Raw genomic sequence first — 21,343 nt, forward strand, 5'->3', positions numbered from 1 at the left:
CCCGCCCGCCAATCAGCGGGGGCGCCCCGGTCATCCCTACGGCACTGCTCTCCGGTCACCGCCGCGCGGCCACCGCTCTCCACCACCGCGACGTCAACGAACGGTCACAGCAATCCGTCCCACATCTGCTCCAGCAGCACCGACCACCAGTTCTCCGGCGACGACAGCGCCGCCGGATCCAGCGCCGCGAGCTGCGCCTGGAAGTCCACCGTCCAGCGGCCCGCCTGCTCAGGAGTCAGCCCGTACCGCAGCCGCCACATCCGCCCCAGCAGCGCCATCGACCGCGTGAACTCCGGCAGCCCCGTGTTCACGAACTGCGGCGCCACCGGCTGCCCGCCCGGACCCGCCTCCACCGGTACGGCCATGATGTGGGCCGTACCGTACTGGACACAGAGCGCACGGCCGAAGTCGCTCCCCACGACCAGATACGACCCGGCGTCGGAAGCCGCCCGCACCTGCCGCTGCGCGGCGAGTTCGGCCAGCGTCGGCACCACCGGCTGCGGCTGCTGCGCCCAGAAGAACGGCCCGAAATCGGCCGGCAGTCCCGCCCACACCAGCGTGCGCGCCACAATCTCCGGCACCCCCTGACGGGACACCGCGCGCTGGTCGAACCGGCAGATGCCCTGCGGACCGAACGCCGCCATCAGCTCCTGCGCGATCCCCTCCGGCGGAATCGGCGGCGCGGGCGGCACCGGCGGCAGCGGCGCGCGCACCGGCGCCGGACGCGCGGGACCGTCCGCGACCTGGTGCAACTCGCCCTGGTGCGTGAGCAGATGACGCATACCCTGCTGCCGGCCCGCGTGATCCTGACCGTACGGCGCGACACTCGTGATCCGCACCTGCGGCCAGGTCTCCCGGATCATCCGCGCGCAGTAACCACCGGGCAGCTCGCACGACTCCAGCTCGGTGTGCAGCTCCAGCACCTGCTGCGGCGGCACGTTCAGCGCGCGCAGCTCATGCAGGATCTGCCACTCGGGGTGCGGGGTACCGGGCGCCGAACGCCGGATGAGCTGCGCCTCGGACCCGTCGGGCGCGCGATAGCGCAGGACGGCCTGATAGCCGGGCCCGACGGTCGGCAGACCGGTCGGCTGCGGCGGATAACCGTACGCGGGCGGCGGTACGGACTCGGGGCCCAGCGGCGGTACGGGACCGGGCGGGGGTACGGGGCCCGGCGGCGGTACGTGGCCGGGGCCGGGCGGCTGCGGGGCGCCCTGGCCGGGGTCGGCGAACATCGTCGCCGCGTGGTGCACCCCGCCCGACGGCGTCCCGGGACCCCCCGGAGCGCCGGGCGGACCGGGCGGGCCAGGAGGCCGCGGCGGCTGCGGGGCACCGGGGGCACCCGGGTCCGCGAACATCGTCGCGGCGTGGTGCACCCCACCGGGCGGCGTCCCGGGCGCGCCACCGGGCTGACCGGGCTGACCGGGCCGGCCAGGGGGCCCCGGCGGGGCCGGCGCCTGGGAACCGATGCTGGGGGCCAGCTGCGTCGGCAGATAACCGGCAGCCGGAGCACCGGGCGCCGGACCCGACGCGGGCGCGGGCGCAGGGGCGGGTGCGGGTATCGGGGCGGGCGCGGACGCGCTCGGCGGCGGGGGCGGGTTCGAGCCGCCACCCCGCGCACCGCGCGGCGGCGCGGTGGCCTTGCTGGTCGTGGCGTCGGCGATGTCCCCGGCGCCCGTACCGGCCGTACCGCCCGGGCCCGCCGTACCGCCCGGACCCGCGCTGTCGCCGTCGGGGCGGCCGGCGGGCCGGCCCAGCGCCGGGTTCACCGACGTACGCGGCAGCTGGCTGCCCCCCGACATCAGCGCGGTCGGCGCCTCCGCGGCCACCACGGGCGGCGGTACGTCATCGTCGTCCGCCCCCGAGAGCGGCGGCGCGAAGACCGTGGCGGGCAGCGGTACGGAACCGTCCGCGACATTGCCCGAGCCGCTCGTGTCGATCCCCGACCACGGTGTCGCCCCGGCAGGCGCGCCCGGAGTCGCGGCGGGCACCCCGTCGTTGGCGGTGGGCTCGTACGCCCCGGGCCAGGCGGAGCTGCCCTGGGAGGCGTTGCCGCCGTCAGAACCGGACCCGGCCTCGGAGCCGGAACCGGAGCTGTCCGCAGCCGCCCCCGGCCCGTCGTCGCTATCGGCAGAGGCAGCGGCAGCGGCAGACGAGTCGGTGTCCGCCTCCGCCTCCGGCTTCCGCCGGTCCGGAATCCCCAGCTTGTCCGCCGCGTCCTGCAACCACTCCGGCGGCGTCAGCAGGAACGACGTCTGGTTCAGGTCCATCCGGGCCGGTGCCTCCGGCGCCGCGGGCGCCTCCGCCGGCGCCCCGTACTCCTCCTCGTACCGCCGGATCACCTCACCCACCGGCAGCCCCGGCCAGAGCGTCACCTCGCCGCTGTCCCGCGCGATGACCAGCCGCTGCCGGCCGCCGTCCGAGGTCGGGCCGCCCTCGCGGTCCTCCGCCCACACCACGAAGCCCAGCTCGAACTCCCGTACCCGCACCTCTCGGTGCTGATAGCCGGGCAGATCGCCGTTCACCCAGTCTTCCGCGCGCTCCTGCGCCTGCGCGAAGGTCACCACCGCGCTCATCCCTCCACCGGGACGGCGCGCGCGAAGCCGCCGTCCACCATCAGGTTCGCCACGGTCTCCAGCTCCGGCGGGCTGCCGGCCAGCCGCAGCAGAAACGCGTCGAAGTCGTCGCCGCAGGGCAGCAGCAGCCGCTCCACCCGCTCATGCACGCTCAGACCGTCCTGGTCACGGGCGTCGTCGTACGCGCAGAACCAGACCGAACCGATCCGCTCACCCCTGACCTTCACCGCGAGAATGCCGCCCTGGACAAAGGCGACCGCCAGATAGTCCTTGGTCAGATGGTCCCGCAGACACTTGTTCACGTACACCAGGTCGTTGACCGCGGCCTCGTCGCGCACCGTGAAGAACGGCTGGTCCACCAGGAGCCCCAGCTCCGGATCGAGCGCCGCGCCCACCGGGGCGCAGCCGCCCGCCGCTTTGAGGAAGGAGCGGTACGCGCCCGGCAGCCGGTAGCCGAGATCCTCCTCCGCGCCCAGCACCTGGTGCTCGCCGACCGGCCCCGGCCCCTTGGGCAGACCGAAGTGCACCGGCCTGGTCTCCTGGAGCGGACGCGTGCCGCGCTTGGCGTGGTCCACCGGCGCCGTCGCCAGTCCGCCGTGGTGTCTCAGCAGGGCCTTCACCTCGGCCGGCACCAGCACCATCCGGCGCGAGGCCGGCAGATGGTGCCAGGTCCAGCCGTGCGGGGTGGCCACGGCGGGGACCGTGCCCCACAGCTCATGACCGGCGGCGTGCAGCGCCGCGTTGGCCGATACGTAGTCCGTGAGCCGCAGCTCGTCGATACCGAAGCCCACCGGGGGCTCGGCTATCTCCACCGCGGCGCGGGCGTACGGCACGAAGTCCGGAAAGCCGTCCCCGTCCACCCGGACACCTCTCGGGTGCCGGGAGGCCCGGACCGGGTCCGGGAAGTGCACGACCTGCCCGGCGTAGGCCGCGTTCGGTGGCGCGGCTTGCTGCCCGAGCCGACCTGTCGTCATGGCGGTTGCCCCCTGCTGCTTACGGCTGGTTCAGCACAGCCCTGGTTCGGCACAGCCTATGCGGTGGGGCAAGGGGGAACAGGCCACCGCCCGTCCCCCGACCGACCGCTGTCCGGACGTTTTTCGACGGTGACAATCAGCCACTTTCCCCGGGCGACCGACAAGATCCGGCCGGATCTTGTCCGATCGTCGCGGTCCGCCATCGCGCGCGGAGTGAGATCGGGCACTTCGCCCCGGTCCACCCGTCTCCGCCCGCGTCCACTTGGTGACCAACGGTCACGCGCACGTGACCGGAAGCGCACGCAACGCCGAGAACGGCCAGGAATCCCGGCCGATGCACGCCCCAGCTTCCCCACAGTGCGTCACATTTGGCAGGCTGTCCCAGCAACATGGGGGGCGTGACACCAGCGGCCACCGGCCGCCGGGCACGGGGAGGGGACAGCACTGCATGCAGACGCACACGTATACGTACACGTACCGCGCGGCCACCGGCGGGTCCGGTACGACCGGCATGTCCGGTACGCCCGGCCCATCCGGCCCGTCCGACAGCCGTGCCCCGGCCACCCCGCGCTCCGGCGAGCCACGCCCGGGCGAGCCGCGATTGGGCGAGCCACGCTCGGGCGACGAGCAGTCCGGTGACGCGCCCGCGGCGGACGCGCGCGCCACGGACGCCCAAGCCGCCGAACCACGTTCCGCGGACCCGCGCGCCGGTGACACCCGCTCGCAGGACCCCCGCTCCGGCGGCGACCCGCGCCTCAGCTGGAGCAGCACCGAGCCCAACAGCCCGCCCCAGCTCCGCCGGCGCAGGGACGGCATCCTGCCCGCCATCGCCGCCGCCCTCTCGGTCCGCGGCGAGACGACGACCTGCACGGCGGGCAAGGGCGACCAGCCGCCCGCGCTGCACCCGCTCGTACAGGACTTCCTCGACACCCTCACCAGCGGACAGCGGGAACGATTCACCGGGCGCTGTCCGGAAGCGATACTGCTCTCCCGCCATCTCACCGCCGCCGAGGACACCCGCTCCAAACGGGCCAGACGCAAACCCCTGACCCACAGCGAGGCGAGACGCTCGCTCAAGCACGCCAAACTGACCGCCCGCCGCATCCGCGAGGACGGCGACCCCCTGCACGGCAGTTACGCCCCGCCCTGCCGTTCCTGTGCGACGCTCCTCGCCCACTTCGGCGTACGGCCCGTCGACCTGACCGAGAACGGCTGAACCAACCATGCCCGACCTCAGCACCACCCGTTTCCCCGTCCCCGTGGACGCCGCCCTGCGCGACGCGGGCTGGCGGCCGGGGCGCTGGAACATACAGCGGGCCGAGGAGTGGGCCGACGTCCTGCGCGCGCACACCACCCCCGCCGGCCACCGGCTGAGCGTCTTCCCGGCCGCCGTCGAGGCATGGGCCGAATTCGGCGGCCTGCGTATCACCGCGCCGGGCCCGGGCCGGCAGATAGCCCCGGCCACCCTGCGGTTCGACCCGACGGCGGGCATCCACCTCGCCCGTACGCTCGCGGACCTCGGCCGCTCCCTGGAGACGGAGCTGAGCCCGCTGGGCGAGGAGGGCGACGGTCAGGCCGTACTGGCGATCGACAGCACGGGCCGGGTGTTCAGCATCGACCACACCGGGGACTGGTACCTGGGACCGGACATCGACCGGGCGCTGGGGACGCTGATCACGGGACTGGAACCGGTACGGCTGACGCAGGGCTGAGCGAAGACCGCGTATCACCCGTCTCAGGCGGCGCTGCGGTCCGCCAGACCGGTCGTACCCGGCACATCCGCCGGACCAGGTGAATCCGACGGACCCGACGGACTCGGCGGACCCGACGGGCTCGGCGGCCCCGACGGGCTCGGCGGCCCCGGCAGCTCCGGCGCGTCGGGCAGCACCGCCGACACCCGGAACCCGCCCGAGTCGGTCTCCCCCGACACGAACACCCCGCCCAGCGCCGTCACCCGCTCCCGCATCCCCACCAGCCCGTTCCCGCCGCTGGGCAGCCGCAGCCCGGCGTCCTCCCGCGCCGCGTCGTCCGCGGGCCCGTTCTCCACCTGCATGGCCACCTCCACCTCCCGGTGCGCGAGCCGGACCATCACCTTCGAGCCGGTCGCGTGCTTCAGGACGTTCGTCAGCGCCTCCTGCACCACCCGGTAGGCGGTCTGCTCCACCTCCGGCGCGTACGGGCGCGACTCGCCCTGCACCGTCAGCTCCACGACCATCCCCGTGTCCCGGGACTCGCCCACCAGGGCCTCGATGTCCCCCAGCCCCGGCCCGTCCTCGGCGGCGGCGGCAGCGGCGGCGTTCGCGGCGGCCAGCCCCACGGCGGCCAGCGGCACACCGGCGGGCGCACCCGGCAGGCCGCCGGGCGTCCCGGGGCCGCCCCCGGCCCGCCCGGCGGCCTGTAGCGCCGCGACCTGCTCGCCCGAGCGGAGTACGCCGAGCATCTCGCGCAGCTCCGTCAGCGCCTGCCGGCCGAGATCACCGACGAGGGCGGCGTTCTTGACGGCCTTCGCCGGATCCTTCAGCGCCACCGCCTGGAGGGCCGCCGCGTGCACGACCATCAGACTCACCCGGTGCGCCACGACGTCGTGCATCTCACGGGCGATCCGGGTGCGCTCCTCCGTACGCGCCCACTCCGCGCGCTGCTCGGCGCGGTCGGCGAGCAGCGACAGCTCCTGCTCCAGGCTGTCGGCCCGCTCCCGCAGGCTCTCCATCAGCCGCCGCCGGGCGCCGATGTAGAGCCCCAGCAGCACGGGCGGGGCAGTGAGGCCGGCGGACATCAGAACGGCGACGAGGGGGACGTACCAGCGGTGCGTGTCGATGCCCGTGTCCGTGACGTTCTGCCGCATCCGTACGGAGGTCACGATCAAGGTCCCGACCAGCGACATCCCGGCCAGCGACCCGATGAGCCGGCGCGGCGCCTCGGAGGCGGCCAGCGTGTAGAGGCCGACCAGGCCCATCAGATAGCCCATCTCGGCGGGCGTGATCGCGATCGCCACGAGCACGACGGCGAACGGCCACCGCCGCCGTACCACCAGCACCGAACCGGCCAGCAGCCCGAAGAGCACCCCGAACGACACGGGCAGCGCCGCGTTCCGCGCGAAGGAGATCCCCTCCAGCGCGCACTCCAGGGCCGACACCAGCGCCAGCCCCACATCCAGCACGACGCTCCGCCGCCGCCCCCACCACCCGTAGCCACGGGCGGTCATGCCCGCACCGTCCTGGTGTGCCCCCGTTGTGGTCATGTCGTCCAGCGTACGGGCGCCCGCGAGGTAATTTCCGGCGACCTGTAGGACGTGTGTACGACCTTCCCGCCGGCCTTCCCGCCGACCGCGCCCGCCCGTGCCCGGCCATGCCCGGCCGCGCGTGATCGTCCGCGTCACCAAGAGGACCGATCTATCCCGTCGCATGGAGGGCGCCTGGTACGGCATAGTGTTACGTGCCGTTCGGCAGCCTGACGCAATGTCCGGTTTAGCCGCTTACCATCCCCCGTGGTGTAATTGGCAGCACTGTGGCTTTTGGTGCCATCTGTCTAGGTTCGAGTCCTGGCGGGGGAACACGGCAGCACACGACCCGCGGGTCCCGACCTCGCCGGTCGGGGCCCGGCCTCGTTTACGCCCGGAAACACCCCGGTATCCTGCGGATGTCCCACACCCGAAGCCGAAGGGCATCTCCGTGAGCGCCAACCGCCCGGCAGCCGTCGTCGTTCTCGCAGCGGGTGAAGGCACCCGCATGAAGTCGAGGACCCCCAAGGTCCTGCACGAGGTCTGCGGGCGTTCGCTCGTCGGGCATGTCGTGTCCGCCGCGCGGGAGCTGGAGCCGCGGCAGCTCGTCGTGGTCGTCGGGCACGCCCGCGCCGAGGTCGAGGGGCATCTGAGCGCGGCGTACGACGGTGTGCGCACCGCGTACCAGGCCACCCAGCTCGGCACCGGGCACGCCGTGCGGGTCGCGCTCCAGGAGCTGGGGGGCACGCCCGACGGGACCGTGGTCGTCGTCTGCGGTGACACCCCGCTGCTCTCCGGCGAGACCCTGAACGCGCTCGCCGCCACCCACGCCGCCGACGGCAACGCCGTGACCGTGCTCACCGCCGAGGTCCCGGACGCGACCGGGTACGGGCGGATCGTCCGGGAGGGCGCGCACGGCGCGGTCACCGCGATCGTGGAGCACAAGGACGCCTCCGACGCGCAGCGCGCGATCCGGGAGATCAACTCGGGGGTGTTCGCGTTCGACGGGCAGCTCCTCGCGGACGCGCTCGGCAAGATCCGTACGGACAACAGCCAGGGCGAGGAGTACCTCACCGACGTCCTGGGCATCCTGCGCGAGGCCGGCCACCGCGTGGGCGCGTCCGTGGCCGCCGACCACCGCGAGATCCTGGGCATCAACAACCGCGTCCAGCTCGCCGAGGCGCGCCGGCTGCTGAACCAGCGGCTGCTGGAGCGGGCGATGCTGGCCGGTGTGACGGTCGTCGATCCGGCGTCGGTGTTCATCGACGTGTCGGTGACGTTCGAGCAGGACGCGGTCGTGCACCCCGGTACGCAGCTGCTCGGCGCCACGCATCTGGCGGAGGGCGCCGAGGTGGGTCCGAACACGCGGCTGAAGGACACCGCCGTGGGCGCGGGCGCCCGGGTGGACAACACGGTCGCGGACGGCGCCGAGATCGGCGCGGGGGCGAACATCGGCCCGTACGCGTATCTGCGGCCGGGGACGCGGCTGGGCGCGAAGTCCAAGGCGGGCGCGTACGTGGAAATGAAGAACGCGACGATCGGCGAGGGGACGAAGGTCCCGCACCTGTCGTACGTGGGGGACGCGACGATCGGTGAGTACACGAACATCGGCGCGGCGAGCGTCTTCGTGAACTACGACGGTGAGCGCAAGCACCACACCACGATCGGGTCGCACTGCCGTACAGGTTCGGACAACATGTTTGTGGCACCCGTCACGGTCGGGGACGGTGCGTACACCGCCGCCGGCTCGGTGATCACGAAGGACGTACCGGCCGGTTCGCTGGCCGTCGCCCGCGGCCAGCAAAGGAATATCGAGGGTTGGGTGGCCCGGAAGCGTCCGGGCAGCGCGGCGGCGCAGGCGGCGTCGGCCGCGGTCCCGGGGGCCGGGGACGAAAGCTGACCGGAAAGAGTTGCGCCGTTCTCGGCGTAACGTGATAACCGAAAACCGTATGACCGCACGATTGGCTTTCGCACGATTCGGCTGGCTCGCAGGGACGCGCGGGCTCAGCGGCCATCAACACGTCTGAGGAGACAGTGCTGTGACCGGGATCAAGACGACCGGCGAGAAGAAGATGATGTTCTTCTCCGGCCGCGCCCACCCCGAGCTGGCCGAGGAGGTCGCGCAACAACTCGGTGTCGGGATTGTGCCGACCAAGGCATTCGATTTCGCCAACGGCGAGATCTATGTGCGCTATCAGGAGTCGGCCCGTGGGGCCGACTGCTTCCTGATCCAGAGCCACACCGCTCCGATCAATAAGTGGATCATGGAACAGCTGATCATGATCGATGCGCTGAAACGGGCCTCGGCCCGGAGCATCACCGTGATCGTGCCGTTCTACGGCTACGCCCGGCAGGACAAGAAGCACCGCGGCCGTGAGCCGATCTCGGCGCGGCTGGTCGCGGATCTGATGAAGACCGCGGGCGCCGACCGGATCCTGACGGTCGATCTGCACACCGACCAGATCCAGGGCTTCTTCGACGGCCCGGTGGACCACCTCTTCGCGCTGCCGATCCTGGCGGACTACGTGGCCGGGAAGGTGGACCGCGCGAAGCTCACGGTGGTCTCCCCGGACGCGGGCCGGGTGCGGGTCGCCGACCGCTGGTGCGACCGGCTGGGCGCGCCGCTGGCGATCGTGCACAAGCGCCGTGACAAGGACATCGCCAACAAGGTGACGGTCCACGAGGTCGTGGGCAATGTGGCCGGCCGGGTCTGTGTGCTGGTCGACGACATGATCGACACGGGTGGCACGATCTGCGCCGCCGCCGACGCGCTGTTCGCGCACGGCGCCGAGGACGTCATAGTGACGGCGACGCACGGTGTGCTGTCGGGTCCGGCCGCCGATCGCCTGAAGAACTCCAAGGTGAGTGAGTTCGTGTTCACGAATTCGCTGCCGGACCCGGGCAATCTGGATCTGGACAAGATCACGGTGCTGTCGATCGCGCCGACGATCGCGCGCGCGGTGCGTGAGGTCTTCGAGGACGGTTCGGTGACGAGCCTCTTCGAGGAGCAGGAGGACTGATCCGGCCTGCCGGCCCGCTGCCGGTAGATCGATTTCTGGGGCGGCCTCCCCGCCGGGTAGACTCATCGAGTTGCTCGGCGAGGGAGGCCGCACTCATGTGCGGTTCGTCCGTTATCGACGCGCTCTTCGTAGCAGGCCCGTATGTGGCCGGGTGACCAGCGGTTTTCCGACTCACCATCTACGAGGAGTGCCACCATGGCCGACCTGAAGATCAGCGCCCAGATCCGCACCGAGTTCGGCAAGGGCGCGTCGCGCCGGCTGCGTCGCGAGAACAAGGCCCCCGGGATCATCTACGGCCACGGCGCCGACACCGTCCACGTGACCCTCCCGGCCCACGACCTGATGATGGCGCTCAAGACGGCGAACGCCCTGATCACGCTGGACGTCGACGGCCGCACCGAGCTGGTCATCCCGAAGGCCGTGCAGCGCAACGCGATCCGTGGCCACATCGAGCACGTCGACCTGCTCGCGGTCAAGCGCGGCGAGAAGGTCACGGTCGAGGTCGCGGTCCACACCGAGGGCGAGCTGGCCCCGGGCGCGAACCTGCTGGAGAACGTCCTCAACACGCTGACCGTCGAGGCCGAGGCCACCCACATCCCGGAGTCCGTCACGGTCTCCGTCGCGGGCCTGACCGCCGGTGACTCGATCGCCGCGAAGGACGTCCCGCTGCCGGCCGGTACGACGCTGGTGACGGACGAGGACGCGGTCGTCATCCAGGTTCTGGCCGCGCAGGCCGAGGAGCCCGCCGCGGACGCGGCCGAGGGTGCCGCGACCACCGAGGCGTGATCGACCACCGGGGCGTGATCCTCGGGAATTGATGTATCCGGACGGGGTGGCGGGCTGCGGTCCGCCACCCCGTCCGTGCCTGTGAAAGACACCACGTACCGACGCGAGGAGATTCGGCGCGCATGACCACGGATGCCAACGCCCCCTGGCTGATCGTCGGCCTGGGGAACCCCGGGCCCGGGTACGCGGCCAACCGGCACAACGTCGGGTTCATGGTGGCCGATCTGCTGGCGGAGCGGATCGGAGGCTCGTTCAAGCGGGCGCAGAAGGCACAGGCGCAGGTGATCGAGGGCCGGCTCGGCGCGCCGGGGCCGGGGAGCCGCCGGGTGGTGCTGGCGAAGCCCACGTCGTACATGAACCTGTCCGGCGGTCCGGTGGCCGGGCTGCGGGACTTCTACAAGCTGCCGACGGCGAACATCGTCGCGGTCCACGACGAGCTGGACATCGATTACGGGACGCTGCGGCTGAAGCTGGGCGGCGGGGACAACGGGCACAACGGTCTGAAGTCGATGACGAAGGCGATGGGCCCGGATTACCACCGGGTGCGGTTCGGGATCGGGCGTCCGCCCGGCCGGATGCAGGTGGCGGACTTCGTGCTGAAGGACTTCTCCTCGGTGGAGCGCAAGGAGCTGGCGTACTTCGTGGACCGCGCGGCGGACGCGGTGGAGGCGCTGGTGGCGGAGGGGCTGGAGCGGGCGCAGAGCGCCTTCAATTCCTAGGATCGTAGGATCCCGCCGTATGGAGCGGACGAAGAGGCGGACGAAGAAGCGCGCGGCCCGTCCGAGGCGCTCGGCCCGTACGGCGCGGCTGCTGGCCCTCGGGCGGGAGGCCGCGATGGCCGGGGTCACCGTACTGCTGCTGGTCGCGGGCGTCTGGGCGTCCTGGGACGCGGCGCAGCATGTGGTGCTCTCGAAGGGCCGGGAGCACGGCACGTTCACGGTGGCCGGCTGCGCGGACGGGTTCTGTACGGGCGCGTACGAGCCCGAGGCCGGTCGGTCCACGTCTGCCGGGGCGCGCGGGCGGATGGCGATCGAGGAGTCGGTCGCGGCGCGCGAGGGTGACCGGTTTCCGGTGGTGGTGAAGCCCGGGACGTCGGAGCTGGTGCGCGCGGGGACGGCCGGGCTGCTGTACGCGTGGGTGCCGCTGGGTGGGGCGCTGCTGCTGGCGGCGCTGATCATCGGCGGTGGGCTGCGGATGACGCGGTTGGCGTGGGGGTCCGCGGCGGCGGGCGGGGTGCTGTTGCTGGGGACGTTCTTCGCGCTCTGAGGGCTTCCACGACACGGCTGCCCCCGCCGGGACGTTTCCGGCGGGGGCAGCCGTGTGCGGGACTGTCGTCAGCCGGTGTTGCGCAGTCCGGCCGCGACTCCGTTGACGGTCAGCAGCAGGGCCCGTGCGAGGAGCGGGTCCGGTGCTTCCTGCCGGGCCGCCGCGGCGCGCTGGCGGGCGAGCAGGGAGACCTGGAGGTAGGAGATCGGGTCGAGATAGGCGTCCCGGATGGAGAACGTCTGCTGGAGCACCGGGTTGGAGTCGAGGAGCTTCTCGCCGCCGGTGATGCGCAGGACTTCCTGGACGGTGAGGGCGTGTTCGGCCTCGATGGCGCCGAAGACGTGCTTGAGGTCGTCCGGTACGAGGGTGTCCACGTAGTGGCGGGCGATCCGCAGGTCGGTCTTGGCGAGGGTCATCTCGACGTTCGAGAGGAAGTTCCGGAAGAAGTGCCAGTGCTCGTACATCTCGTCGAGCACGGTGTCGGGTCCGGCTTCGCGCAGTGCCTTGAGGCCGGAGCCGACGCCGTACCAGCCGGGCACGATCTGGCGGGACTGGGTCCAGCCGAAGACCCAAGGGATGGCGCGCAGTCCGTCGAGGCCGGCGCCGGAGTCGGGCCGCCGGGAGGGGCGGGAGCCGAGGTGGAGGTCGGCGAGCTGGTCGACGGGGGTGGCCGCGAAGAAGTACGCGGGGAGGTCGGGGTCCTCGACGAGCGCGCGGTACGCGCCGTGCGCGGCGTCGGAGACCGTGTCCATGGCCGAGTCCCAGCGGGCGAGCGCCTCGTCGGACTGGCGGGGCGCGGTGTGCAGGGCGGATGCCTGGAGGGTGGCGGCGACGGTCAGTTCGAGGTTCTCCCGGGCGAGGGAGGGGATCAGGTACTTGTCGGAGATGACCTCGCCCTGCTCGGTGACCTTGATCTCGCCTTCCAGGGTGCCCCAGGGCTGGGCGAGGATCGCGTCGTGCGAGGGGCCGCCGCCGCGGCCGACGGTGCCGCCGCGGCCGTGGAAGAGGCGCAGCCGTACGCCGTGCCGGTGGGCGACGTCGCGCAGTCGGCGCTGGGCGCGGTGGATCTCCCACTGGGAGGTGGTGATGCCGCCGAACTTGGACGAGTCGGAGTAGCCGAGCATGACCTCCTGGACGTCGCCGCGGAGGGAGACGAGCCGTCGGTAGGAGGGGTCGGCGAGCATTTCGTCGAGGATGACGTCGGCGGCGCGGAGTTCGTCGGTGGTCTCCAGCAGCGGCACGATGCCGATCTTGGCCCAGCCGCCGTGCAGGTCGAGCAGGCCGGCCTCGCGGGCGAGGACGGCGGCGGCGAAGACGTCGTCGGCGCCCTGGCACATGGAGATGATGTACGACTCGATGACTTCGGGGCCGAAGCGCTCGAATGCCTGGCGGACGGCGAGGAACACGCCGAGGGTCTTCTCGCCGGCCGCGTCGAGGGGCGCGGGGGTGGGGGCGAGGGGACGGCGTGAGCGCAGCTCCTTGGCGAGGAGCTTCTGCCGGTACTCGCGCGGCATGTCGGCGTACCGCCAGGATTCCTCGCCGAGGCGGTCGAAGAGCTGGCCGAGCGCGTGGTGGTGGGCGTCGGCGTGTTCCCGTACGTCCATGGTGGCGAGCTGGAGGCCGAAGGCGGCGAGGGTGCGGATGGTGCGGTCCATGCGGCCGTCGGCGAAGAGGCCGCCGCGGTGTTCGCGCAGGGAGGTCTGGATGAGGGTGAGGTCGTCGAGGAGTTCGGCGGTGCCGAGGTAGTCGCGACCGGGCTCGTGCGGGGTGTTGCGGGCCAGGCGCTCGCGGGTGTTGACGAGCTTCTGGCGGATGCAGGTGGCCTTGAGGCGGTAGGGCTCTTCGGCGTTGAGGCGCTTGTAGCGGGGGCTGATCTCGGGGAGGCGCTCTATGTCGTCGGCGAGGGAGTCGAGCAGTTCCTGGGTGGCTCCGGTGTAGCGGATGGAGTTGGAGAGCTGGCCGCGGAGCTGGTCGACGAGTTCGAGGGCGTCGGTGATGCCGTGTTCGTGCTGGAGGATCAGGACCTGGCTGGTGACGTCGGGGGTGACGTTGGGGTTGCCGTCGCGGTCGCCGCCGATCCAGGTGCCGAAGGTGAGGGGGCGGGTGCCGGGGGGCATCTCGACGCCGACGCGTTCGAGTTCGGCGGTGAGGTCTTCCAGGACGTCGCCGACGGCGCCGATGTGGAGTTCGTCGAGGTAGTAAATGGCGTTGCGGGCCTCGTCGGCGGGCTCGGGCCGGACGACGCGCAGCTCGTCGGTCTGCCAGATGAGGTCGATGGACTCGGCGAGCCGCAGGTCGTGGCGGCGCCGGTCGGAGGCGATCACAGGGGCTTCGAGCAGCTCGGCGATGCGGCGGAGCTTGTTGAGGACGGAGCGGCGGGCGGCTTCGGTGGGGTGCGCGGTGAAGACGGGCCGTACGTTCAGATTCTTGACGGTCTCGCGCAGGTGTTCGGGATCGGCGTCCTTGAGCCGGTCGGCGGTACGGGCGAGGAGCCCGCCCTCGGCGGCGCGGCGTTCGCGCAGCTCGCGGCCCCGGTGGACCTGCTCGGTGACGTTGGCGAGATGGAAGTAGGTGGAGAAGGCGCGGACGAGCTTGGCCGCGGTCTCCAGGTCGGTGTCGCCGAGCAGCTCGGCGGCGGCTTCGCCGTTCTCGCGCGTGAGGGCGCGGACGCGCTCGACGAGGTCGAGCAGCTCGGAGCCTTCCTGGCGGACGAGGGTCTCGCCGAGGAGGTCACCAAGACGGCGGATATCTGAACGCAGCTCCGCGTTGGCGGAGGGGGTCTGGTCGGCACTGCTCACAGGTGCGGCTCCTTGCAGTGTTTTGGCACGTCTGGAGGGTTCTGGAGGCTTCGCGGACCGCGCTGTCCGACTCCATAAGGATAGGTGGCCGCCCTCTGACGTTATCCACAGCCCTCTTGCCGGGTCGTGTGGCGCTGCCATACTTACGTTGCCGTAGGTTACGCACCCGTATCCAGGCTTCTGTGCTTTCCGTGGCTTACGTACCCTTCTCGGCCCTTTTCGATTCCTCTCACCCTCATCCCCCACCCCCTTCCCTCCTCTTCAAGGGACCCACATGACCGCACCGCGCGACGCACTCGCCGATACCTCCACACCGTCACTCACAGGAGACGCTCCAGCACCCTCCGCCACTCTTGGCGGGGACAAGAAGGGCACGATCGAGCAGGTGGCGCTGCTTCTGTTCATCGTGGTGCCGTTCGCGGCGCTGCTGGCGGCGGTGCCGCTGGCCTGGTCGTGGGGCGGGGTGAGCTGGCTCGATCTGGGGCTGATGGTGCTGATGTACTACATCGGCTGCCACGGTGTGACGATCGGCTATCACCGCTATTTCACGCATGGCGCGTTCAAGGCGAAGCGACCGCTGCGGATCCTGCTGGCGGTGGCGGGTTCGCTCGCCGTGGAGGGCCCGTTGGTGCGCTGGGTGGCGGATCACCGTAAGCACCACAAGTTCTCGGACGCGGAGGGCGACCCGCACTCGCCGTGGCGGTTCGGGGAGTCGCTGCCGGCCCTGATGAAGGGGCTGTGGTGGGCGCATATCGGCTGGCTGTTCGACGAGGAGCAGACGCCGCAGCAGAAGTACGCGCCGGATCTGATCAAGGACCCGGCGCTGCGGGCGGTGTCGCGCCAGTTCGCGATGTGGACGCTCGTGTCGCTGCTGCTGCCGCCGCTGGTGGGCGGGCTGGTGACGATGTCGTGGTGGGGCGCGTTCACGGCGTTCTTCTGGGGGTCGCTGGTGCGGGTCGCGCTGCTGCACCATGTGACGTGGTCGATCAACTCCATTTGCCATGCGGTCGGAAAGCGTCCGTTCCGGTCGCGGGACCGCTCGGGCAATGTGTGGTGGCTGGCGATCCTGTCGTGCGGCGAGTCCTGGCACAACCTGCACCACGCGGACCCGACGAGCGCCCGGCACGGGGTGCTGCGGGGGCAGATCGACTCCAGCGCCCGGCTGATCCGGTGGTTCGAGCTGGCCGGCTGGGCGTCGGACGTGCGCTGGCCCGACGCCTCCCGTATTGACTCCCGCCGCAAGAGCGCACCCGTCAAGGCATGATGGGCACCGTGGCGATCGACGGCAGTACCAGCAAGCAAGGCAGCACCGACAAGGCCCGGACCAACGGGTCCCGGGCCACAGGGACCCGGGCCACGGGGACACGCCGGGCCCGCCGGGTCCGGATGACCGGGGCGGAACGGCGCGAACAGCTGCTGGACATCGGTCGCACGCTCTTCGCGGAGAAGGGTTTCGAGGCCACGTCGGTGGAGGAGATCGCGGCGAAGGCCGGGGTCTCCAAACCGGTGGTGTACGAGCACTTCGGCGGCAAGGAGGGGCTGTACGCGGTCGTGGTGGACCGCGAGATGCGCCAGCTCCTCGACATGGTCACCGGCGCGCTGACCGCCGGCCACCCCCGCGAGCTGCTCGAACAGGCCGCGTTCGCGCTCCTCGACTACATCGAGACGTACACGGACGGCTTCCGCATCCTGGTCCGCGACTCCCCGGTCGCCCAGTCGACGGGCACCTTCGCCTCACTGATCAGCGATATCGCCACCCAGGTCGAGGACATCCTCGGCATGGAGTTCAAGGCCCGCGGCTTCGACCCGAAACTGGCCCCGCTGTACGCCCAGGCCCTGGTGGGCATGGTGGCGCTCACGGGCCAGTGGTGGGTGGACGCCCGCCGCCCGAAGAAGTCCGAGGTGGCGGCCCACTTGGTGAACCTGGCGTGGCACGGCCTGGAGGGACTGGAGCCGAAGCCGCGGCTGATAGGGCACCGGAAGGTGTGAGGGGCGGGCCTCGATCGGGGCGCGGGCCGGGGTCAACCCGTACGGATTGATCACCCAAGGTGGTGACGCTGTCCGGACCGCACGGCTCTGGTGGGCGAGCGGCCCGGAGTATGACACCCATGGGAGAAACCAGTACCCCCGCGACCAAGCGGGTCGAAGACGCGCCTCAGTGGCCCGTGCCCCCGCCGGTCGGCGCCGGGGAGGCGGACGCATGCGGTTGCCGATCCGGGTGCGGTTGCCGCGTCTGACGGCATGGGCCGACCCTGGCTGTGGCTGCTACGCCCGTGCTACGGCCAGGTGAGGCGCTGCCCGTCCCGCCCGACGTGCAGCCGCATCCGGGTGGCGGGTGGGCGGCCGTCGGCGTGCCAGCGGGTGAGGTGCTCTGTGACCGTGTCCCAGAGGGGGGCCGGGCCGCCGCCGCCCTGCCGGGCCAGCCAGCGGCCCGGGTGGCCGTCCTCCTCGTACACGGCGGCCCATGACGCGGTGGCGACGTCGAGGAGGATGTGTTCCGTACGGCCGTTACGTTTGAGGGTGAGGCGTTGCGCCCGCGGTACGGCGGCCTGGGCGACGAAGCGGGCGGTGGGGTCGTCCAGCGCGTCGGCGCCGAGCGGGGTGGGGGCGGGGGCCGCCGCGTCGAGGTCGGGGAGCAGGCCGAGCGGGGGCGGGAGGTGCGGACGCGCGAGCATGAACGAGATGTGCCCGGCCAGCAGGGGCCCGCTCGCGGTGCCGTCCTCGGCGACGGTGAGCCGGACGAGTTCGGACGCGTGCAGCCAGCCGCCGACGGACACCACGATGACGCCGCCGGGGCGGACCTGCTCGATCCACGCGGACGGGACGGTACGTACTCCGCAGGTGGCGATCAGTCTGTCGAAGGGGCCGGCGTCGGCCACACCCGCGAGTCCGTCGCCGACGACGAGGTCCGGCCGGTGGCCGAGCCCGGCGAGGGCCGTACCCGCGCGGGCGGACACCTCGGCGTCGACCTCCACGGAGGTCACCCGCTCCTCCCCCACGGCATGGCAGAGCAGCGCCGTCGAGTAGCCGGTTCCGGTGCCGATCTCCAGCACGCGGGCGCCGTTCTCCGCCGGCTCCAGCTCTTCGAGCATCCGCACCACGAGCCCCGGCAGGGTGGAGGACGACGACGGAGCGCCCGCGACGCGCCCTTCCACCTGGTCGGCGAAGAGGGCGCCGGCGATCTGCGTGACCAGGGTGTCGTCCTCGTACACCCGGTCCAGTCCGCCGGCCACGGACCGGTACCAGCCGCCGGGGTCGTCCCCGTCGTACTCGAACCACCCGCGCCCGAGGAACGCCTCGCGCGGCACGGCGCGTACGGCGGCCTCCCACCGGGGGCTGCGGAGCGCGCCGTTGAGGCGGAGACGCCGGGCGAGTTCGGCGCGCTGGCGGGTGGAGGCCGTGAAGTCGTTCGAGCTGGTCGTACCGTTCATGATTTTGCCACTCCACTCTCCAGTAGGTCCGCGACGGCCTCGGTGATCGGCGGCCCGGCGGCGGCCTCCAGCCAGGCCCACTGGCCGTTCGGGTTGCACTCCAGGAACCACCAGGTGCCGTCGGCCGTCACGGCGAAGTCGAACGCCCCGAAGCCGAGCCCGAATTCGGCCAGGAACCGCCGCAGGTCCCGGTCCAGGCCGGCGGGGCAGTCGACCTGTTCGTAGGTCAGCCGGCGGTACTCGGCCCGCCAGTCCAGGACTCCGGGCGGGGCGGTGATCCGTACGCAGAAGGCCCGTTCGCCGACCACCACGGCGCGTACGTCGGCGCTCTTCGGCACCCGCGCCTGAAAGAGATGGGCGCAGCGGCCGACAGCGTCGTCGATCTCGGCCGGCGCGACCTCGGCCGCCCAGATGCCGGCGGGTTCGCCGTCCACCTCGTAAGCACCGGCGTGCAACGGCTTGTAGACCGTGGGCTGTTGGGCGCAGAACCGAGCGGCTTCGGTCGCGTCGTTGGTGATCAGGGTGGCGGGGACGCGGAAGCCGAGGCGTGTGGCGAGGGCGAGTTGGGCGGGCTTGTACTCGGCGCGGGCGACGGCCTGTGGGTGGCTGAGGTAGAGGCAGTCCGGCAGGGCGCCGAGGACGCCCCCGAGTCCGCGCCGGTTCTCCTGGGCGACGAAGCGTGCGTTCTGGGAGGCGGGGTGGTCGTGGTGGTCGGGCGCGTAGGTGTTCGGGCGCCGGTGGTACAGGGCCCGTACGCCGCCGAGTTCCGCCGTACGGTTCCCCAGGGTGAGGGTCCCGCCCGGCCCGCCCGCCTCTCCCGCCTCTCCCGTACCTCCCGTACCGAAGCGGGCGGCGAGTAAGGCGGGGGCGGGAAAGTCGCGTCCAGGGTCGAAGCGCAGGACGGGCACCCGGCGACGGTTCAGCTCCGCGATGACGAGATCGGCGGTCGGGTCCTCGTACTGGGTCGAGACCAGCACCGGGCGTCCGTCCATGGTTTCGGTCCTCCGTGTGTCTCAGTGCCGTATCTCAGCGCCGATGTCTCAGTCCTGCGTCGCGTCGTGGCCGGAGTCCGCGTCCATCTTTCCGTCCTTGCCGACCTGGGTGGCCGGGTAGGTATTGACGGACGTACCGTGCTTGCCGAGCTCGATGGGCGTGGCTGTCTCATCCCCCACGGGGGCCTGGGCGTGGGCCCGCGCCCGGATCCACGTCCGGCCACGCCCCCGGCCCCCGTTCACAGCCGCGTCCGATGATTACGCGCCGCCACCCGCGCCCGCAGCTCCTCCGCGGAGGTGGCCGGCCAGAGGCACCTGGCGTCGGCCTCCCACTCGCCCCCGCTCCGCGGATGCCTGAGCCGGACACGGGCCACGACGTAACCGACGACCTCCCCCACCTCGCCGCGTTCGGCGTCGAGCATCCAGGTGGCGATGGGCGGCACGGGGATTTCGTTATCCGTGGCGCTGAGGCTTCCTGACGCGATGTCACGCGTAGCGGTCATGAACGGGACGTTAGGGGCAGAGCCGCCAGGATCGCTGCGAATATTCTCGATTATTCGCAGCTTGGTTTCGAATATTCCTCAACATTCTCATGCGCGGCAGCGGATTCGGTGACACTGGACCAACCACCCACTCATGCTGGTGTGGTCACAGTGTGCAATCGAAAGGACACGGACCATGGCTCGACGGCTGCGTTTCAACGGGACGGGGTCAAGCCTCGATGGGTGCCCCGCCGTGCACGAGGACTTGGACACGGGGGAGGCCATCGTTCACGGGAAGCCACTGATCGAGCCGGACGACCTCGCTCAGCTCCAGCACCTCTCCGAAGGGGAGGTGGCCGTCGTTGTGCCGAGGGAAGTCCTCGTGGACTTCGGGCCGAAAGACCGAGTGCCCCACATCATCGACCTCGAAGAATTCGGCCGGCTCTTCACCATCTTCAAGCACACCGCCTGGCGACTGGAGACCCGCCGTCGCTACGGGTCGGACGAAATCACGGATACCTACGCGCAGTTCACACGCGGCGAGCCCGTCCAGTGGGAAGGCGTCGATGCCGAGTGGTGCGCCGAGCGGCGCAAGCAAGTCGACCTCGGCAAGCGCTTCGAGCGGGTACGGATCCTGGACAGCCCGCCGACGGCAGGACAGCGATACCTTCTGGACAACGCGCGCCGCAACAGCGCGGTCGGCGAAGTCATCCACACGCTGTCGCGCTCGGAGGCCGAAAGGCTGCGCCTGCCCGAGGAGGACTTCTGGCTCTTCGACGCGCGGCTGGTCGCTCTGCTTCGCTTCGACGATGACGACCAACTCGTCGATGTCGAGCTGATCACCGAGCCCGCCGCCGTCCTGCGCTACGCCCAGGCACGCGACGCCGCCTGGCACTACGCCGTCCCGTACCAGGAGACCGAGGCAGGTCTCCCGGCTCCGGAGTAGGTACCGTGAACCGGTGAGCGATTACCAGCAAGCGCGTGTGGCTCTTGGCATGAGGCTGCGGGAGCTGCGCAAGGCGGGGTCGCTCACCGGTGCCCAGCTCGCGGAGTTGCTCGGCTGGACGCAGTCGAAGGTCAGCAAGCTGGAGAACGGCCGCCAGACCGCCACGGCGGAAGACCTTCGGCGATGGGCAGTTGCCGTGGAGCGGCCCGACGTGGCCGGGGAGCTGACCTCACGGCTTGCCGGGCTCGAATCCCACATGCGCTCATGGCGCCGCCAACTCGCCACGGGGCACAAGGCCGTACAGGAGACGCTCAACACCGAGTTCGACCGGACAAGGACCTTCCGCGCCTGGGAAGGGTCAATGATCGTGGGGTCGCTCCAGACTGCCGACTACGCACGGCACATCTTCAGCCGCTACACCGACCTGCATCAGTCGCCGCGCGATACGGAGGACGCGGTCCGGGCCCGTATGAAGCGGCAGGCCGGTCTGTACGAGGCTGGAAACAAGTACCGGATCATCCTGTGGGAGGCGGCGCTCCACGCCCTGGTCTGCCCGCCCTCCGTGCTGGCCGCGCAGTTGGACAGGCTGGCGGGTGTGATCGGCATGGACACCGTGGAGCTGGGGATCATCCCCTTCAGCGCCCCGCTGAGGATCCCGCCCGCCAACGCTTTCTGGATCTTCGACGAGCGGCTCGTCATCGTCGAGGACTGGCACGCGGAGCTGTGGGTGGAGGACCGCGCCGGCATCGCCACGTACCTCCGGGTGTGGGACATGCTGAACGGATCAGCGGTGTACGGAGCCGACGCGCATCGCATCATCACGCGCGCGGGCCGGATGCTCGACGCGCGATGACA

19 protein-coding genes and 1 tRNA gene are annotated in these 21,343 nt (G+C 71.5%); 12 read left to right on the forward strand and 8 right to left on the reverse strand.

What is annotated here, in order from left to right:
* Positions 1-104: 104 nt before the first annotated feature.
* Positions 105-2,573 (reverse strand): SUKH-4 family immunity protein, encoded by a 2,469-nt coding sequence (locus DVK44_RS20845; protein ID WP_114661020.1) that lies wholly within the window; start codon positions 2,571-2,573, stop codon positions 105-107.
* Positions 2,570-3,547 (reverse strand): SMI1/KNR4 family protein, encoded by a 978-nt coding sequence (locus tag DVK44_RS20850; protein WP_114661021.1) that lies wholly within the window; start codon positions 3,545-3,547, stop codon positions 2,570-2,572. The genes DVK44_RS20845 and DVK44_RS20850 overlap by 4 nt, the downstream gene beginning before the upstream one ends.
* A gap of 601 nt (positions 3,548-4,148) precedes the next feature.
* Between DVK44_RS20850 and DVK44_RS20855 the strand changes: the two genes are divergently transcribed.
* Together DVK44_RS20855 and DVK44_RS20860 are read left to right on the forward strand one after the other, a co-directional pair.
* Positions 4,149-4,763, forward strand: coding sequence for a YwqJ-related putative deaminase (locus tag DVK44_RS20855; RefSeq protein ID WP_114665321.1), 615 nt, complete (start codon positions 4,149-4,151; stop codon positions 4,761-4,763).
* 7 nt (positions 4,764-4,770) lie between these two features.
* Positions 4,771-5,259, forward strand: coding sequence for an SUKH-3 domain-containing protein (locus tag DVK44_RS20860; RefSeq protein WP_114661022.1), 489 nt, complete (start codon positions 4,771-4,773; stop codon positions 5,257-5,259).
* 23 nt (positions 5,260-5,282) lie between these two features.
* On the opposite strand, the gene DVK44_RS20865 is transcribed toward DVK44_RS20860, so the two are convergent.
* Positions 5,283-6,788, reverse strand: coding sequence for a sensor histidine kinase (locus DVK44_RS20865; protein WP_114661023.1), 1,506 nt, complete (start codon positions 6,786-6,788; stop codon positions 5,283-5,285).
* A 240-nt stretch (positions 6,789-7,028) separates the two neighbouring features.
* Between DVK44_RS20865 and DVK44_RS20870 the strand changes: the two genes are divergently transcribed.
* The 6 genes from DVK44_RS20870 to DVK44_RS20895 all read left to right on the forward strand — a co-directional run bounded on the left by DVK44_RS20870 (position 7,029) and on the right by DVK44_RS20895 (position 11,839).
* Positions 7,029-7,100: transfer RNA gene (locus DVK44_RS20870), tRNA-Gln, on the forward strand.
* Between the two features lie 118 nt (positions 7,101-7,218).
* A complete protein-coding gene (glmU, locus tag DVK44_RS20875; RefSeq protein ID WP_114661024.1) occupies positions 7,219-8,667 on the forward strand; it encodes a bifunctional UDP-N-acetylglucosamine diphosphorylase/glucosamine-1-phosphate N-acetyltransferase GlmU in 1,449 nt (482 codons plus the stop codon).
* Positions 8,668-8,806: 139 nt separating this feature from the next.
* Complete coding sequence (locus DVK44_RS20880; RefSeq protein WP_114661025.1) at positions 8,807-9,787, forward strand: ribose-phosphate diphosphokinase; 981 nt, start codon at positions 8,807-8,809, stop codon at positions 9,785-9,787.
* 195 nt (positions 9,788-9,982) lie between these two features.
* Positions 9,983-10,573: a 50S ribosomal protein L25/general stress protein Ctc gene (locus DVK44_RS20885; protein WP_114661026.1), complete on the forward strand. Its 591-nt coding sequence runs from the start codon at positions 9,983-9,985 to the stop codon at positions 10,571-10,573.
* Between the two features lie 122 nt (positions 10,574-10,695).
* Positions 10,696-11,292 carry an aminoacyl-tRNA hydrolase gene (gene pth, locus DVK44_RS20890; RefSeq protein ID WP_114661027.1) on the forward strand — a complete coding sequence of 199 codons (597 nt, stop codon included), beginning with the start codon at positions 10,696-10,698 and terminating at the stop codon, positions 11,290-11,292.
* Between the two features lie 115 nt (positions 11,293-11,407).
* Positions 11,408-11,839, forward strand: a complete 432-nt coding sequence (locus tag DVK44_RS20895) for a hypothetical protein (protein ID WP_114665322.1) — start codon at positions 11,408-11,410, stop codon at positions 11,837-11,839.
* A 68-nt stretch (positions 11,840-11,907) separates the two neighbouring features.
* Here the strand turns inward: DVK44_RS20895 and ppc are convergent, their stop codons facing one another.
* Positions 11,908-14,637, reverse strand: a complete 2,730-nt coding sequence (gene ppc, locus DVK44_RS20900; protein WP_114661028.1) for a phosphoenolpyruvate carboxylase — start codon at positions 14,635-14,637, stop codon at positions 11,908-11,910.
* 274 nt (positions 14,638-14,911) lie between these two features.
* Here ppc and DVK44_RS20905 point away from each other — a divergent pair, with 274 nt between their 5' ends.
* The gene (locus tag DVK44_RS20905) at positions 14,912-15,901 is read left to right on the forward strand and encodes an acyl-CoA desaturase (protein WP_114661029.1); all 990 of its coding nucleotides are present in this window, start codon (positions 14,912-14,914) and stop codon (positions 15,899-15,901) included.
* The gene (locus tag DVK44_RS20910; protein ID WP_408055339.1) at positions 15,898-16,626 is read left to right on the forward strand and encodes a TetR/AcrR family transcriptional regulator; all 729 of its coding nucleotides are present in this window, start codon (positions 15,898-15,900) and stop codon (positions 16,624-16,626) included. The genes DVK44_RS20905 and DVK44_RS20910 overlap by 4 nt, the downstream gene beginning before the upstream one ends.
* Before the next feature lie 287 nt (positions 16,627-16,913).
* Here DVK44_RS20910 and tgmC read toward each other — a convergent pair whose 3' ends face one another.
* Genes tgmC through DVK44_RS20930 form a run of 4 tightly spaced genes read right to left on the reverse strand, consistent with a single transcriptional unit; the run spans position 16,914 to position 19,563 of the window.
* Positions 16,914-18,068 (reverse strand): ATP-grasp peptide maturase system methyltransferase, encoded by a 1,155-nt coding sequence (tgmC, locus tag DVK44_RS20915; protein ID WP_114661031.1) that lies wholly within the window; start codon positions 18,066-18,068, stop codon positions 16,914-16,916.
* Positions 18,065-19,060 (reverse strand): ATP-grasp ribosomal peptide maturase, encoded by a 996-nt coding sequence (gene tgmB, locus DVK44_RS20920; RefSeq protein ID WP_114661032.1) that lies wholly within the window; start codon positions 19,058-19,060, stop codon positions 18,065-18,067. The genes tgmC and tgmB overlap by 4 nt, the downstream gene beginning before the upstream one ends.
* Positions 19,061-19,108: 48 nt before the next feature.
* Complete coding sequence (locus DVK44_RS37670; RefSeq protein ID WP_269439626.1) at positions 19,109-19,240, reverse strand: hypothetical protein; 132 nt, start codon at positions 19,238-19,240, stop codon at positions 19,109-19,111.
* Between the two features lie 59 nt (positions 19,241-19,299).
* Entirely contained in the window at positions 19,300-19,563 is a 264-nt protein-coding gene (locus DVK44_RS20930) for a hypothetical protein (RefSeq protein WP_162793982.1), read from the reverse strand.
* Positions 19,564-19,738: 175 nt separating this feature from the next.
* Here DVK44_RS20930 and DVK44_RS20935 point away from each other — a divergent pair, with 175 nt between their 5' ends.
* Together DVK44_RS20935 and DVK44_RS20940 are read left to right on the forward strand one after the other, a co-directional pair.
* Complete coding sequence (locus DVK44_RS20935) at positions 19,739-20,488, forward strand: DUF6879 family protein (RefSeq protein WP_114661035.1); 750 nt, start codon at positions 19,739-19,741, stop codon at positions 20,486-20,488.
* A 49-nt stretch (positions 20,489-20,537) separates the two neighbouring features.
* Complete coding sequence (locus DVK44_RS20940) at positions 20,538-21,341, forward strand: helix-turn-helix domain-containing protein (protein ID WP_114661036.1); 804 nt, start codon at positions 20,538-20,540, stop codon at positions 21,339-21,341.
* Positions 21,342-21,343 lie beyond the last annotated feature (2 nt).

Origin of the sequence: Streptomyces paludis (genome assembly GCF_003344965.1) — a bacterium.
Taxonomy (GTDB): domain Bacteria; phylum Actinomycetota; class Actinomycetes; order Streptomycetales; family Streptomycetaceae; genus Streptomyces; species Streptomyces paludis.